Raw genomic sequence first — 13,682 nt, 5'->3', positions numbered from 1 at the left:
GCGATGGCCACGCCCTGGGCGGTGCTCAGGTGGTGAATCATGCCGGCAGGACGGTCACCGAATCCGACGGGCTGTTCACCCTCGAAGTGCATGAAAACAACCCGGTGCTGGCGGTGGAGTACCGCGCCACGAACCAGTGTGAAATACGCCTGAATCCCACCACGCAGAAAACGGCCGATGAGATTATTTTCCTCGGCAATCTGACCTGTGACGAATTATCGCTGGCGGGGAACGCAGGCTATGCGGCCAGCAAAGCAGCCAATAATAAGGACATATAATGTTTATCCGGCAGATGTATATTATCGACTTCATTAATAACGCCCTGTTTCGCAGAAGAAATACGGCAGCACTGTCCGCGCTGCTTTTATTGGCTATGATATCCACAGTCAACGCTGCAACGATGGACGTCACTGCGGAGTTTATCGCCGACCTGTCGCAGCCGCAGAAGAGTGCCTTTGTGAATACAACGCCCATTTCAGGGTTTTGTGCTGAATATCCCTCCTTTTGTCATGCTGACGAATTAAGTATCTTCATTCCTGGATTAGAGCACCACAAAGATTTTGATTCCGCATCCTTAGAGTTGAGGAATAATTTATCAATATCTATCAATGGAAGGGAAAAGCATATTGTATTAAAAGATATGAGAACATCGAATACGATCGATGCTGTATTTCGCATAACCTTTTTTGGTTTGAAATATAGCCGACTGAATGAGGCCGATGGTAGCTTAGGCGATGCATTGTACGCCGCAGTATATGAACCTCAGGGGGGGTGTTCAGGCAGAAATGGGACAGGGGGTCCCCACGTATACAATTTTGGATGGGGTGTGCCTGACAACAAAGTCGTTTGTTACTTTATGCTTAAAGCCCCCTTTAAAGGAACGGTCAACGCCTCCAATTTTAGTATTGGCTACAAGTTAGACATTGCTGACAATCCCTTAAATACTTATAGCGGAGACTATGAAAGCGAAGTGATTTATTCCGTGGGTGACGGGCAGGATATTGACTTTTATTCGGAAATACCTCCCGACAGCGAAATTCGAATCAAAATAAAAGCCACCGTTCGTCATGCGTTCAAGTTCTTCCTCGCGCCGGGCAGTGAAAACGTCAGCCTGGCTCCCAAAGGCGGCTGGAGCCAGTGGGTGAACGGCGGGCGGGTGCCGGACTTACTTAATAAAGAAGTCCCCTTTACCCTGTCGTCTACTTCTGGTTTCACCGTCAATATGCGCTGTGAGTATGATGTGGACGAGGGGTGTGCGCTGCGCGACTCACCCACCGGAGAAAAAATACCACTGGAGGTTGCCCTCACGTTACCGGGTTTTAAGGCGGAGAACGGCAGTGAAGTCAGAAATCTGTTGCTGAATTCATTACCGGCGGGTCATGTCATCCAGCCTCCCGGCAAGTTTGTGGTTGATCGTCGCTCACAGGTTGACTTCAGGGTCCGGAAACCCGGCGTTGAAACGATGGTGAAATCCCCAGGATCAACCTGGCGTGGGACTGTGACGCTGGTGTTTGATACTCAGACGGACTAGAAATGTCGAAAAATAGCTGATTGAGATCAATTAAAACTTCATAAATACAAATTCTTACCGTTCTTTACTGCCATGCCTTTGACCTTCCCCCCGGGGGAAGGTGTAACGTCCGCGTCAGTGGTTGTTAAACCTTACTCTGGAAAAGGAAACAGGATGAAAATACGTATCATGACGGCGTGGCTGGCGCTGGCCCTTAGTAGTTCTGCACTGGCGGCCACACCTGAGGCAAATGCCTTTCTGGCGAAACACGGGCTTGCGGGAAAAACCACCGAGCAAATGGTTGAGGCTATCGACCAGTCCCCGCAGGCTCGCCCGCTGGGTTTTAGCGCCGGTGTGACCAGCCGTGCGCTGGTGCTTTCGGACGGGCAGCAGAAGTTTAGCTACCCGCTGGGGGATAAGTTCTATCTGTCGTTTGCGCCATACCTGCAGCAAACGCATCCCTGCTTCAATCACAGCCTTTCCGGCTGCCAGGGTGAGATGGTCAATACGCCCTTTGAGATCAAAATTACCGATAAATTGGGCAACGTTATCCTGAATAAAACGCTTACCAGCCAGCAAAATGGCTTCATCGGCGTGTGGCTGCCGCGCAATACCGAAGGGACGGTCAGCGTCAGCTATCAGGGCCGCACCGCGCAATCCGCTTTTGCCACCTTCGACGACAGTCAAACTTGTATGACCACCTTGCCATTGCAGCAATCATAAGCCCGACGGGCGGCGGCCTCATGTCACACTGCCCAGACTAGGGGTACTGTTGCTCTTCGTCGGTATAAATGAGCAGGCAGGCCTCATTAAAGTTGGCCAGTCCCAATCTCTCGTGAAGTTCATTCCGTCGGCGATAAAGACTTTTCAGTGACGTGCAGAGCTTTTCCGCCACGGCTTCCATAGGTAAACCCTTTCTTAGCCACATCATCATCTTCCGCTCCTCCTGACTCAGACGCATGGCATAAAACCATTCCCCGGCCTGGCGATCTAGCTTCACTTTTTGCAGCAGCCAGAACAGTCCTTCAATGTCCCGGTACGGCATCGACATATCGAGGCTCCACTTAAGTCTCAGTGGGGAGAGTTCACTGTGGCGCATATCCAGCATGATGCAACGTACCGGTGCCTCCGCTTTCTCTGCGCTGGTGATGATGTTTTCCCACTGCTCCAGTGGTAACCGGCTATCGACCAGGACAGCGTACTCTTTGTAGCCATAGCTGAAGCTTCTTCTGTCGACGGAGTACAGCCGAATAACATCAGGAAAATAGTTTTTTATTCCCTGGTAAAGATAGCGATCTTGTGTGATCAAAATTGTCGCATTCACCGCAGTGTATTCCTTTAATATCATACAATCCAAATGTCTGGCCATTGAAACCAGAGGTATGCGTATTCACAGCGTGTCACTATTATTTCTTTAAAAATGAGCTAACTAACCTTTAGGTAAGTGTTGGTGTTGACATTAATTGTTGGTAAAGCGTTAGGGTCAAAGAGATATACTTCTTTATTCCTGTCGTGGGAGATTATAAATAAAATGAAATAAGAGAGAAGTCTGTGGTGTGGAAATTAGGATTCTTTGCCAGGAAATGTCCTGATTAATACGTTGATTTTCACTTAAACATATTGATAAAAACATCTCTCATATCATTTCTATATTTTTGATGTGGATTTTTTTCATTTAAAATCAGTTGCTTGTGTTTTTGTTTTGTATTGAGGGTCGTTCATTGAAAAGCCGGTACAGAGTATTCTTAAAAGCATGTTTTTGGCCGTCAGGAAGTGTTCACAAAATTATTCATGGTGACTTATCATTCTTGCTGTCTGACCTAATGTGTAATCTCCGCTATTTTGAGTTTGTTCCTAAAGCCAGATGCTGGAAAAGACGTTACGTGAGGTGTGCCCGTTTAAATAAATACTCTGCATATCAAGAGAGTGTTTTACCGTATGAATTACATCCGCTAATGCCGATATCCGGCATTTAACGCGGCGGATAAACTATGCTCATTCATAATGGAATAATAGATATTTATGGAACAGCGGCTGAGTATCAATAAGTTATTCTTTTATCGCGGCGTGAAGCTCTCGTTATTTTTAATCATGCCAGGGCTGCTTTCAGCGCAAGGGGTGGGGGCAACATCGCGCTATGACAGTCAGGTATTACAGGCACGAAATGGGAATTATCAACCCCTGCTTGACGCCTTAAAACATAGGGCACAGCAAAGAGCATTGAACCCGGAACAGGTGGCAGACTGGTTGCAGGTCGCCTCCTGGGCCGGGCGTGATGATGAAGTGGTCAGCGTGTGGCAGCGTTATCAGGAGCGTACTGCTATCCCGGCTCGTGGGGTCGCCGCTACTGCACAATCTCTGCGTAACCTTCATCGCTGGACGGAATCACTTTCCCTCTGGGAGCGGGTGCTTCAGCTCTCGCCTGGAAACGATGACTATCGTATAGGGCAAATTAAAACGCTGGCCGACGGGCAAAAAGCCTGGCAGGCCAGAGATAAAGCCCTGCGTTTGGTCGAGGAAAAGCCGACGCTGGCGCATTGGCAGACGCTCTCTTATGTCTATTTTCGGCAGGGAAAAACCTGGGACCAGTTGCTAAGCGACACGCAAGCTATCGCGCTTGCTCCAGGGGATAAAACGGCGCTGCAAAACCTGATATCCAGCCTGACAGTGAACAGGGTGAATACGCCAGCGCTGGCGTTTGCCAGGCAAGCGAACCTTCCGGCAAATGAGCGCAGAAGTCTGGAACTTAACGCGTTGGCCGAAAGGGTGCGCATGGCTGAAATCCCTCCAGGAGAGGAAAAAGCGCGTTTTACCGTCGCGCAGCGGGCGTTGGATCGTTACGACGTTTTGCTTGCCAAATGGCATGGTAATCCGCAGGCTCAGCAGGACGTCACCAGAGCGCGAATAGACCGGCTTGGTGCACTCTACGCCCACAATCATTACCCAAAGGTCATTCAGGAATATGAAGCCCTGGCCTCAGAAGGCGTGCGCGTTCCACCCTGGGCTTTACGCTGGGTTATTGCGTCTTACCTCGCAGTAAAGCAGGTAGAAAGGGCGCAGGCGCTAACGCCGCAGCTGTTCAGCGGCGCGACGAATGAGAATGAGCAGGCGATGTTTTATGCCTTGCTGGACAGCGGACAGTACGACGCTGCCGCTCGTTATCTGCAAAACCTGACTCAGACAACGCCTTATCGTCGCTACGTGCCGGGTTTCCCGAATCCCGAACCAAACGATCGCTGGCTGGAAGCTAAAACGCTCTCGCTGCAATACCTCCTGTCAACCAATGCACTGCCAGCAGCAGAAACGTTGTCCCAGCGCCTGGCCAGTACCGCACCGGGCAACCAGGGGTTACGTATTGATTATGCCAGGGTTTTGCAGGCGCGCGGGCTGCCGCGCGCCGCTGAACGAGAGTTAAAAAAGGCGGAGGTGCTTGAGCCATCCAACCTTGAGCTGGAGCGGCAGCAGGCTTATGTCGCGCAGGATCTGCACGAGTGGCGGCAAATGGATTTGCTGACCGACGATGTGATGTTGCGCGCTCCGCTGGATATCGCTTCTCAGCGGCTGAACCGAACGCGCGAAATTCACCGAATGTCCGAACTGCGTCTTAACGGTCAGCAGGGGCTCCACTCTGATACGCCCGTTAGCGGGGCGCACGACTTTAGCTGGGATATGGCGATTTACGGTCCACCCGTAGCCGACAGCTGGAGGCTGTTTGGCGGTCACCGCTTTGAGCGCGGTCGCTTTGAAGAAGGTAAGGGCTTAAGCCGCAGCGTGTTTGGGGGGATAGAGTGGCGGCCGCGCAATAGTTGGGTCGAGCTTGAACTGGCGAACAATAACTTCAACGGTGGCAATAAGCCTGGCGGGCGAGTTTCGTCCTGGCACAGCGTGAGCGACAGCTGGCGGGTAGGGGGTGAGGTGGAACGTTTGGCGCGGGCAACGCCGCTGCGGGCTTTACGCAACGGGGTAAGTGCTAATCAGGCCAACCTGTGGGTGCGCTGGCATCAAAATGAACGGCGTGAATATCAGCTTGCGACCGCGACCAGCTGGTTTTCGGACCATAACCACCGCCAGGAATACACCTTCCAGGGCAAAGAACGGCTATGGCAGACGGCGCGGGTCACGCTCGACCTGCAGCCCGGCGTGGCTTACAGCACCAACAGCAAGACCGACACCGCCTATTACAGCCCGAAATGGGACTTATCCGCCGCGCCGACCCTCGCCGCTAATCACGTGCTGTACCAGCACTATGACACCGTCTGGAGCCAGCAGATTAGCGCCGGAGTGGGCATTTACCGGCAAAAAAATTACGGAGCGGGGGCGATGACAACCCTGGGATATGGCCAGCGTATCCAGTGGAACAACGTGCTCGACACCGGGGCCATGCTGAACTGGGAAAAGCGCCCCTGGGATGGCAAACGAGAAACGCATCTCGCCGTCGCTTTTGATGCGAATTTACGATTTTAAGGACAAACATGCTGACCAACAGTTTTCGCCTCGGCCTGATCGTTTTGGGCTGGTTATTGACCTTTTCTGGCCCGTACGCGCAGGAGATCCATTTTCTGCCGCCAAAAGCGCGGCCGCAGCCTGAAGCCAACCAGCCCTGGCCGAAGAACCATTTTCTGGTGCTGGCTTACCATGACGTTGAAGATCGCGATCCCGATCAGCGTTATCTGGCGGTGCGCACCAGCGCCCTTAACGAGCAAATCAGCTGGCTGCTGCAAAACGGCTACCGTGCGGTTAGCGTTCAGTCGATTCTGGACGCTCACCGGGGCGGCACGCCGCTGCCGCCAAAGGCATTTTTGCTCACCTTCGATGACGGTTACAGCAGCTTCTACACCCGCGTGTGGCCGCTGCTTAAAGCATACAATGTGCCCGCACTCTGGGCGCCCGTGGGCAGTTGGGTAGACACCCCGCCGGGGAAGAAGGTGGATTTTGGCGGGCTGATGACCGCCCGCGATAAGTTTGCCACCTGGGATATGGTGCGCGAGCTTAGCCAGTCCCCGCTGGTTGAGATAGGGGCGCACACCTGGGCTTCACATTACGGTATTCAGGCGAATCCCCAGGGAAGCCGTGAGCCTGCGGTGGCCAACCGGGCGTGGAATAAAGTCACTGGCCAGTATGAAAGCGATGAGCAATTCACCCGCCGTATTGACGACGACGTGCGCCAAATCAGTCGCAAAATTCAACAGCTCAGCGGGAAGCCCCCTCGCGCCTGGGTCTGGCCCTATGGTGCGGCCAACGGCACCTCGCTTAGCGTGCTCAAAAAGCAGGGCTACCAGCTGGCCTTCACGTTGAATGATGGCCTCGCCGACGCCCGCGACCTGGACAATATCCCGCGCGTGCTTATCTCGGGCAACCCGACGCTCAAAGCGTTCGCCAGCATGGTGAGCCGCGTCCGGGAGCCCGATCCGGTGCGCGTTATGCATGTGGATCTCGACTACGTCTACGACCCGAACCCGGTGCAGCAGGCTAAGAATATCGATGCGCTAGTGCAGCGGGTGTATGACATGAAAATCAGCCATGTCTTTTTGCAGGCGTTCTCAGACCCGCTTGGCGACGGCAATATCAAGTCGCTCTATTTTTCCAACCGTTGGCTACCCGTACGCGCTGACCTGTTTAACTTTGTCGCCTGGCAGTTACGCACCAGAGGGGATGCCAAAGTGTTCGCCTGGCTGCCGGTGCTCTCTTTTGATCTGAATGCCGCGCTGCCCAGGGTGCAACGCTGGGACGCCGCCAGCGGGAAGACGCAGCGGGCCACCAGCCCTTATTTACGGCTTTCCCCATGGAACCGACAGGTTCGCCACCAGATAATCGACATCTACGAAGATCTCGCCAGACATGCGGTATTTGACGGCATTCTTTTTCACGACGACGCGCTCCTCACGGACTTTGAAGATGCCGGGCCGGACGCCATGGCAGCCTACCGGCAGGCAGGGTTCCAGGGCAGCATCGGCGACATCCATCAAAACCCTGTCGAACTGCGAAGCTGGACGCGCTTTAAAAGCCAGACGCTGATCGAATTCACACGCACGCTGACCGACGCGGTGCGGAATATTCGTGGCCCGCAGATAAAGACCGCCCGAAATATCTTTGCACTGCCGATTCTGGAGCCAGAGAGCGAAACGTGGTTCGCCCAGAACATTGACGATTTCCTGGCCGCTTACGACTGGACGGTGCCGATGGCGATGCCGCTGATGGAATCCGTGCCGCTGGAAGAGAGCAATAGCTGGCTGGAACGGCTAATTAAAGCCGTCGCGGCGAAGCCTTCGGGAATGAATAAAACCATTTTTGAGCTTCAGGCGCGCGACTGGAACCACAAGACGCAGAAAGGCATCGCGGATAAACAGCTGGTGGAATGGATGCAGCTGCTGCAGCTGAATGGGGTGAAACACTACGGCTATTACCCGGACGACTTCATCAATAACCAGCCTGATATTTCACATATCAGACCTGAAATGTCCTCTTACTGGTACCCAAACAATGACTGAACGTCTTCTTTCCTTGCTGATTCTGGGCCTGGTCTTTGGGCTGCCGCTCGGTATGGCGGCGGTATTTACCGGGAAAATCCTGCTGGATTTTGTGTTCTTCTGGCCACTGTTTATGTCGGTGCTGTGGATGACCGGCGGGCTCTATTTCTGGTACCGGCTGGAACGCCACTGGCCGTGGGGCAAAGATGTGCCGCCGCCGCAGCTGGAAGGTAATCCGCTGATTTCTATTCTGATCCCGTGCTTTAACGAAGGCAAAAACGCCCGCGAAACGATAGAGGCCGCGCTGGCCCAGCGCTACACCAACATCGAGGTTATCGCCATCAACGACGGCTCTCGGGATAACACCGCCGGGATCCTGAACCAGCTCGCGGTGGAATACCCAAAACTACGAGTGATTCATCTGGCAGCGAATCAGGGTAAAGCCGTAGCGCTAAAGGCCGGGGCCGCCGCCGCACGCGGGGATCTGCTGGTGTGCATCGACGGGGATGCCTTGCTGGAGCGGGACTCGGCGGCTTACCTTGTGATGCCGTTGATTCGGCACCCCAATGTGGGCGCCGTGACCGGAAACCCACGGATCCGCACCCGCTCGAACCTGATTGGCCGGATCCAGGTCGGTGAGTTTTCTTCGATAATCGGGCTGATTAAACGTACCCAGCGTATTTATGGCCGTGTCTTTACCGTTTCCGGCGTGATCGCCGCTTTTCGCCGCCAGGCGCTGGCGGATGTCGGCTACTGGAGTCCGGACATGATCACCGAGGACATTGATATCAGCTGGAAACTGCAGCTGCATCACTGGACGCTCTATTTTGAGCCGCGCGCGCTGGGTTGGATCCTGATGCCGGAAACGCTCAAAGGGCTTTGGAAACAGCGACTGCGCTGGGCGCAGGGCGGGGCGGAAGTGTTTCTGGTTAACCTGCGTCGCCTGTTCCGCTGGGAACACCGCCGGATGTGGCCGCTGTTTATGGAGTACGTGTTGTCGACGGTGTGGGCCTTCGCCTACGCGATCACCATCCTGCTGTTTATTGCCAGCCACCTGACCACGCTGCCGGCAAACCTGGTGGTTGAAACGCTCTTTCCGCCGGCGTTTACCGGGCTGCTGCTGGGCGTAATGTGCCTGATGCAGTTCCTGATCAGTCTGTTCATTGAGCGGCGCTATGAAAAGCAGATCGCCGGGTCGCTGTTCTGGATCGTCTGGTTCCCGCTGATGTACTGGATGATAGGCCTGTTTACCACTCTGGTGTCGTTCCCGAAAGTGATGCTTAAACGCCGCCGCGCCCGCGCGCGCTGGGTAAGTCCTGACCGTGGAAAAGGAAGAATATGATGCAGACCAACACGCTGATTTTGACCGAAGATCGACTGGGGCCGCGCCTGTTCGATGCCCTGATAACCGCTATTGCCTGGGCCGGTTTTTTGTACTTTGTGTGGAAAAACTTGCTGCTGCAGCTGATGTTATTGCCCAACCAGCGCGGGGAAATCATCGCGCAGTCGCTCAATTCCGTGCTGCTGTACCTGCTGATTGCGGCCATCAACGGTTGGTTGCTGATCCTCTGGTATCAGTACAGCCTGCGCAGGTACAGCGACCGATACCTCGATGAACACAAACCGTTTCAGCCTGGCGACCTGGCCCGCAGCTTTAACCTGCCGACGCAGCTGGTGTCCGAGATGAGCCGCTATAACCAGTTAACGGTTTATCACGACCAGATTGGGCAGATAATCGATCTTAAAAATAATCGTGCAGAGAGCGAGACAGGTTTCCCGGAGGAGGGGGCGGTGTAGATCCTTGTCAGATGGGGGCTCCCTGAGCCCTCTGCGAGACGTTTTCAGCGCAGCAGCGTCAATGTGTCGGGCAACTGCCGGGGAACAGCTTCTTTTAAGGCATCGCCCAGCAACGTGATATGGGCTACACGAGCCGAATGCTTCGGCCAGACCAGCCAGTAGCCTTCCCCGCTGGCAATCGCTTCGACAAAAGGCAGCGCGAGCTGGCCGCTTTCGATTGCCGTCTGGCATAACAACGCATCGCCGATTGAAACACCGTGGCCGCTGATTGCCGCCCGAATGCCCTGTTCCAGCGTGTCGAATACCGTGCCACGTGCAATATTAAGCTCGCTGAATCTTCCGGTACGTTTTAGCCATCTTAGCCAGTCACGGCGGTCCGGGGAAGGATGGATCAGCTCGCAGCGAGAAATGTCCATCCGGGCCTGTTCAACCAGGGGTGGTGCGCAGACCGGCACCAGCCATTCGTCGAACAGCAGACGGGTTTCCGTCCCTGCACCAAACCGACCGTCACCCAGCAGAATGGCGCAGTCATACGGCTCGCGCGTAAAGTCCACGCTATCGGTATCCATCCACACGCTGGTCATTTCAATTTCAGGCGTAGCGTGCCGCTGGCGGAAGGCGCTTAGCACGTCCAGCAGCCAGCGCATGGTCAGCGTTGACGGTGATTTTAAGCGCAGTTTACGGTTGCCGCTGCGAAATGCATGGCAGGCCTGATCCAGCCGATGAAATCCCTCCGAGAGCTGCATCGCCAGCGCGTTACCGGCGGCGGTAACCTCGACTTTGGGGCCATTACGGTGAAACAGCTCGCATTCGAACCAGGCTTCAAGCGTGCGGATATGTCTGCTGACCGCGCCGGGTGTGACGTTTAACTGCGCGGCGGCTTTGCTGAACGAACCTGACCGGGCGGCAACCTCAAACGCACGCAGCGCGTACAGCGGGGGCAGCGTCATAATAGCGCCTCTATTGTGAGTATTACTCACATTGAATCGCAGTTTTTTCCGTTTTTCAACGCCCGAAACAGAGGGTTTAATGCATCACAATGAAAACGATTGTGAGAATTTTGCACTATGAATCTTCCCCTGCTGGGCGCCTATACGCTCGCTGTCTTTATGCTGATCCTGACGCCGGGACCGGTTGTTGCCCTGGTGACCGGCACGGCGGCACGACACGGCAGCAAAAAAGCGTTTCTGACCGTCCTCGGGACCAACAGCGCTTCGCTGGTGCTGATTGCCTTTGCGGCCATGGTGCTGGCGGGCATTGTTTCGCTCTCGCCGCTGCACCTGTCTTTTTTGGGCCTGGCGGGCTCGGTGTTTATTGGTTGGGGGGCTATCGCCAGTCTGAAAAGCAGGCATGAAGGAGGCGGTGAAAAAACGGCAATAAGCGATGGGGGAGGACTCTTAAAAGGCTTTGTGGTTGGCGTTTCTAACCCGAAAGACATTCTGTTTTTTGTCTCTTTTTTCCCTCAGTTTATGGCGGTTACCCAGGATTTTAGCGCCAGTATTCTGACGCTCTCCCTGGTGTGGATTGCGCTTGATTTTGCCATCCTGGCGCTTTATATCCTCACCGTGCAGCGCTGGGTGCCTGAGCGACATGGTCAATTGCTCGACCGTATCTCAGCGCTGTTTCTGCTTGCCGTGGCGTTGTTTGGCCTGGTTTACAACGCCAGCGTGATTTTCTCGAACTATGGGGCGTAGCGACTTATTCCGGGCGAGTTGAAGTCTGTTTCACCTTGCCAAAGTGAACGGAGAGATAAAGTCCCATAAGCAAAAAACCGATGGCAGCGGGGATAAGATTATGGGGCTGGGCAAAAGCCGATTCGCTTTTGAAAATAAGCAGAAGCGCAATAAGTGCATTCAATGCGCCCCAAATAAAATTCATTAGCGACGAAGAAAGGCCCACGCCTCGGGGCTTGGCAAACGGCGTTGGGAAGCGTTCCCCCGTCAGGCCGCAAACCAAATGTGGTATGCAGTTGCACAGCAGTGCGCCGATAAACAAATTCATCACGAGATGCATTTTTACCTCTTAGCCTGTCGTTTCATGATATTGCCAATAATCGGCCCGAAGGCGACCAGAATAATAAAGCGGGTCATCTGCATCGACATCACAAAGGCGATGTCGATGTGCTTGCTGGAGGCGGCGATAATTGCCACGGAATCAGCCCCGCCGGGGCTCATGGCTAAATAAGCGGTGAGCGGGTCGATATCGGCCACGACCACCAATCCCGCCGCCATCAGGCCGCAAAGGGTAATTAAAATCACAATGCTGACCGCGATGCGCGGCAGTACCCGGGCGGCATGTTTTAACAGCGGACGCGTAAATTTCAGCCCAATGCGCCAGCCGACGATGGTGTATGCCAGCACCAGCACCCACTGCGGCAGCGCGATCTCAATCCAGTTATTTTGCGAGAGCACCACGCCAGCGACCAGCGTGATCAACAGCGCCCCGGCAGGCAAACGCAGAAGTTTAGCCGCAATACAGCCGAAGGCAATAAGCCCGAAAGTTTCAGCCATCGCAACGTAAGAGCCGTGCGCAAAAAGATCGATCGCCGCAGATGTGGCAGGGACGTGCTCGCCTGAGACTTTCATCAGCACGGAAGCAACGCTTGCCACCATAATCACCCGCAGATATTGCATGGCGGCCACAAGCTGTGTGTCTGCGCCGTTGGCTTCGGCCATCAGCGTCATGGCCGTGGCTGCGCCGGGGCTTAATCCCCAGAGCGCGGTGGTCCCGGGCAGGATGCGCATGCGGGTCATTATCCAGCCGAGCAGCATACAGATAAAAATTACCGAAAAGACGCAGACGATAAACAGCAGCCAGTGAGAGCCGAAGGTGTCGGCGAGGCTGCGGGGCATTTTGCTGGCAATCATGCAGCCGATGATGCCCTGCGCGATAAGAAACAGCGTACCGTTGGGCTGAATTTTTGCGCCGTTGAGGGAGACCACAATCCCGGCGGCCATCGGCCCGAGCAGCAGGGCGGCAGGAATATTCAGCCAGGTAAGCAGCCCGCCGAAAAGCGCGGTGGCAATAATCAGCGTGCTCCACTGCATACGCTGCGGTGACAGCAGGCGATAACCGTTAGGTGTGGCAGGATCTTGTTTCTTCATCGTTGTATAGCCGCCCGCAGCGCGGAAGAATATTCGGTTTAAGCTGGCTCACGCCGGAGTCGTGGCTTAAACTCTGGGAGAGTTAAGTTATGCGAGGATTCCCTCACATAACTTAGATTCTAGAGGATGCCCTCGCATATCTCAATGGGCGTTATGCGAATAAATGTTAGCGGATTGATACGAAATATTTTATGACGAAACCAGCGCCCTTAGCGGCAAACCAGCCTAAACGCCTGCGCGGCCATCTTCGCGTGGCGGCGATAACCGAAGCGGCCACCCGACTCTTCGCCGAGAAGGGCTTTGACGCCGTGACCATGACCGAGATCGCCGCCAGCTCGGGTACGGCCATTGGCTCGCTGTACCGGTTTTTCCCCAACAAAGAGTCGCTGGCCGACGCGCTGCTGCTGGAGTACACCCGCGAAGTGATCGACCGGCTGGAAGTGCTGGAGGCCAGCGTTACCGGGGTGGACATTCCCACCGCAGCGGACTTGTTCACTCGCTTTGTGCTTTCGCTGCAGTCACAGCGAACCTTTGCCCTGAGGCTGGTGGAGGAGCGTGGCGAGCATGAAGCGGCCCGCCTTCAGTTCAGGGATGCCATGCGCGGCGGGTTCTCCACCGCGCTGCAGGTTGTGATCCCCAGTTTATCCGCCGAACGTGCCGGCCTGATGACCATTGTTATCCTGCAAATGCTCAAAGGTGCGGCGGCGGCCAATCTGCAGAATGACGCAGAGCGTAAAGCGGTGCTCAACGAAGCACAGGCGCTGCTGGAGCTGTACCTTTTAACGGAACAGGCGAAGTAGAGGC

13 protein-coding genes are annotated in these 13,682 nt (G+C 54.7%); 9 read left to right on the top strand and 4 right to left on the bottom strand.

What is annotated here, in order from left to right; translation table 11 throughout:
• The 3 genes from F3J28_RS07330 to cueP form a co-directional block, all read left to right on the top strand.
• Positions 1-278: CS1-pili formation C-terminal domain-containing protein (locus F3J28_RS07330; RefSeq protein WP_205247088.1), on the top strand; the 278-nt coding region annotated here is incomplete at its 5' end.
• Positions 278-1,531 carry a hypothetical protein gene (locus F3J28_RS07325; protein WP_166874330.1) on the top strand — a complete coding sequence of 418 codons (1,254 nt, stop codon included), beginning with the start codon at positions 278-280 and terminating at the stop codon, positions 1,529-1,531. The genes F3J28_RS07330 and F3J28_RS07325, both read left to right, overlap by 1 nt.
• A 153-nt stretch (positions 1,532-1,684) precedes the next feature.
• Positions 1,685-2,233, top strand: coding sequence for a copper-binding periplasmic metallochaperone CueP (gene cueP / locus F3J28_RS07320; protein ID WP_166874327.1), 549 nt, complete (start codon positions 1,685-1,687; stop codon positions 2,231-2,233).
• 37 nt (positions 2,234-2,270) lie between these two features.
• Here the strand turns inward: cueP and F3J28_RS07315 are convergent, their stop codons facing one another.
• On the bottom strand, positions 2,271-2,834 hold the full coding sequence (locus F3J28_RS07315; protein WP_353620571.1) for a helix-turn-helix transcriptional regulator: 564 nt from the start codon (positions 2,832-2,834) through the stop codon (positions 2,271-2,273).
• A gap of 698 nt (positions 2,835-3,532) precedes the next feature.
• On the opposite strand from F3J28_RS07315, the gene pgaA reads away from it, so the two are divergent.
• From pgaA to pgaD, 4 genes are read left to right on the top strand one after another with little or no spacing between them, the layout of a single operon-like run.
• A complete protein-coding gene (gene pgaA / locus F3J28_RS07310; RefSeq protein WP_166874321.1) occupies positions 3,533-5,974 on the top strand; it encodes a poly-beta-1,6 N-acetyl-D-glucosamine export porin PgaA in 2,442 nt (813 codons plus the stop codon).
• A gap of 8 nt (positions 5,975-5,982) precedes the next feature.
• Positions 5,983-7,998: a poly-beta-1,6-N-acetyl-D-glucosamine N-deacetylase PgaB gene (gene pgaB / locus F3J28_RS07305; RefSeq protein WP_166874318.1), complete on the top strand. Its 2,016-nt coding sequence runs from the start codon at positions 5,983-5,985 to the stop codon at positions 7,996-7,998.
• Positions 7,991-9,319 carry a poly-beta-1,6-N-acetyl-D-glucosamine synthase gene (gene pgaC / locus F3J28_RS07300; protein WP_166874316.1) on the top strand — a complete coding sequence of 443 codons (1,329 nt, stop codon included), beginning with the start codon at positions 7,991-7,993 and terminating at the stop codon, positions 9,317-9,319. The genes pgaB and pgaC overlap by 8 nt, the downstream gene beginning before the upstream one ends.
• A complete protein-coding gene (gene pgaD, locus F3J28_RS07295) occupies positions 9,319-9,774 on the top strand; it encodes a poly-beta-1,6-N-acetyl-D-glucosamine biosynthesis protein PgaD (protein ID WP_166874515.1) in 456 nt (151 codons plus the stop codon). The genes pgaC and pgaD overlap by 1 nt, the downstream gene beginning before the upstream one ends.
• A gap of 44 nt (positions 9,775-9,818) precedes the next feature.
• On the opposite strand, the gene F3J28_RS07290 is transcribed toward pgaD, so the two are convergent.
• The gene (locus F3J28_RS07290; protein ID WP_166874313.1) at positions 9,819-10,724 is read right to left on the bottom strand and encodes a LysR substrate-binding domain-containing protein; all 906 of its coding nucleotides are present in this window, start codon (positions 10,722-10,724) and stop codon (positions 9,819-9,821) included.
• 117 nt (positions 10,725-10,841) lie between these two features.
• On the opposite strand from F3J28_RS07290, the gene F3J28_RS07285 reads away from it, so the two are divergent.
• Positions 10,842-11,468 (top strand): LysE family translocator, encoded by a 627-nt coding sequence (locus F3J28_RS07285; protein ID WP_166874309.1) that lies wholly within the window; start codon positions 10,842-10,844, stop codon positions 11,466-11,468.
• A 4-nt stretch (positions 11,469-11,472) separates the two neighbouring features.
• Here F3J28_RS07285 and F3J28_RS07280 read toward each other — a convergent pair whose 3' ends face one another.
• The gene (locus F3J28_RS07280; protein ID WP_166874307.1) at positions 11,473-11,787 is read right to left on the bottom strand and encodes a hypothetical protein; all 315 of its coding nucleotides are present in this window, start codon (positions 11,785-11,787) and stop codon (positions 11,473-11,475) included.
• 2 nt (positions 11,788-11,789) lie between these two features.
• A complete protein-coding gene (locus F3J28_RS07275) occupies positions 11,790-12,878 on the bottom strand; it encodes an AbrB family transcriptional regulator (RefSeq protein WP_166874304.1) in 1,089 nt (362 codons plus the stop codon).
• Positions 12,879-13,069: 191 nt separating this feature from the next.
• Between F3J28_RS07275 and F3J28_RS07270 the strand changes: the two genes are divergently transcribed.
• Positions 13,070-13,678: a TetR/AcrR family transcriptional regulator gene (locus F3J28_RS07270; RefSeq protein WP_166874301.1), complete on the top strand. Its 609-nt coding sequence runs from the start codon at positions 13,070-13,072 to the stop codon at positions 13,676-13,678.
• Positions 13,679-13,682: the final 4 nt, after the last annotated feature.

Source organism: Enterobacter sp. Ap-1006, from assembly GCF_011752835.1.
In the GTDB taxonomy this organism is placed as follows: Bacteria; Pseudomonadota; Gammaproteobacteria; order Enterobacterales; family Enterobacteriaceae; genus Cedecea.
This window is presented reverse-complemented; position numbering and strand designations above follow the sequence as displayed.

What these genes read in the sequence shown, in the direction of transcription:
- F3J28_RS07270 (WP_166874301.1), top strand. Translation starts at nt 13,070, where the DNA reads ATGACGAAACCAGCGCCCTTAGCGGCAAACCAGCCTAAACGCCTGCGC.
- pgaC (WP_166874316.1), top strand. Translation starts at nt 7,991, where the DNA reads ATGACTGAACGTCTTCTTTCCTTGCTGATTCTGGGCCTGGTCTTTGGG.
- F3J28_RS07280 (WP_166874307.1), bottom strand. Translation starts at nt 11,787, where the DNA reads ATGCATCTCGTGATGAATTTGTTTATCGGCGCACTGCTGTGCAACTGC.
- cueP (WP_166874327.1), top strand. Translation starts at nt 1,685, where the DNA reads ATGAAAATACGTATCATGACGGCGTGGCTGGCGCTGGCCCTTAGTAGT.
- F3J28_RS07285 (WP_166874309.1), top strand. Translation starts at nt 10,842, where the DNA reads ATGAATCTTCCCCTGCTGGGCGCCTATACGCTCGCTGTCTTTATGCTG.
- F3J28_RS07325 (WP_166874330.1), top strand. Translation starts at nt 278, where the DNA reads ATGTTTATCCGGCAGATGTATATTATCGACTTCATTAATAACGCCCTG.
- F3J28_RS07290 (WP_166874313.1), bottom strand. Translation starts at nt 10,724, where the DNA reads ATGACGCTGCCCCCGCTGTACGCGCTGCGTGCGTTTGAGGTTGCCGCC.
- pgaA (WP_166874321.1), top strand. Translation starts at nt 3,533, where the DNA reads ATGGAACAGCGGCTGAGTATCAATAAGTTATTCTTTTATCGCGGCGTG.
- pgaD (WP_166874515.1), top strand. Translation starts at nt 9,319, where the DNA reads ATGCAGACCAACACGCTGATTTTGACCGAAGATCGACTGGGGCCGCGC.
- pgaB (WP_166874318.1), top strand. Translation starts at nt 5,983, where the DNA reads ATGCTGACCAACAGTTTTCGCCTCGGCCTGATCGTTTTGGGCTGGTTA.
- F3J28_RS07275 (WP_166874304.1), bottom strand. Translation starts at nt 12,878, where the DNA reads ATGAAGAAACAAGATCCTGCCACACCTAACGGTTATCGCCTGCTGTCA.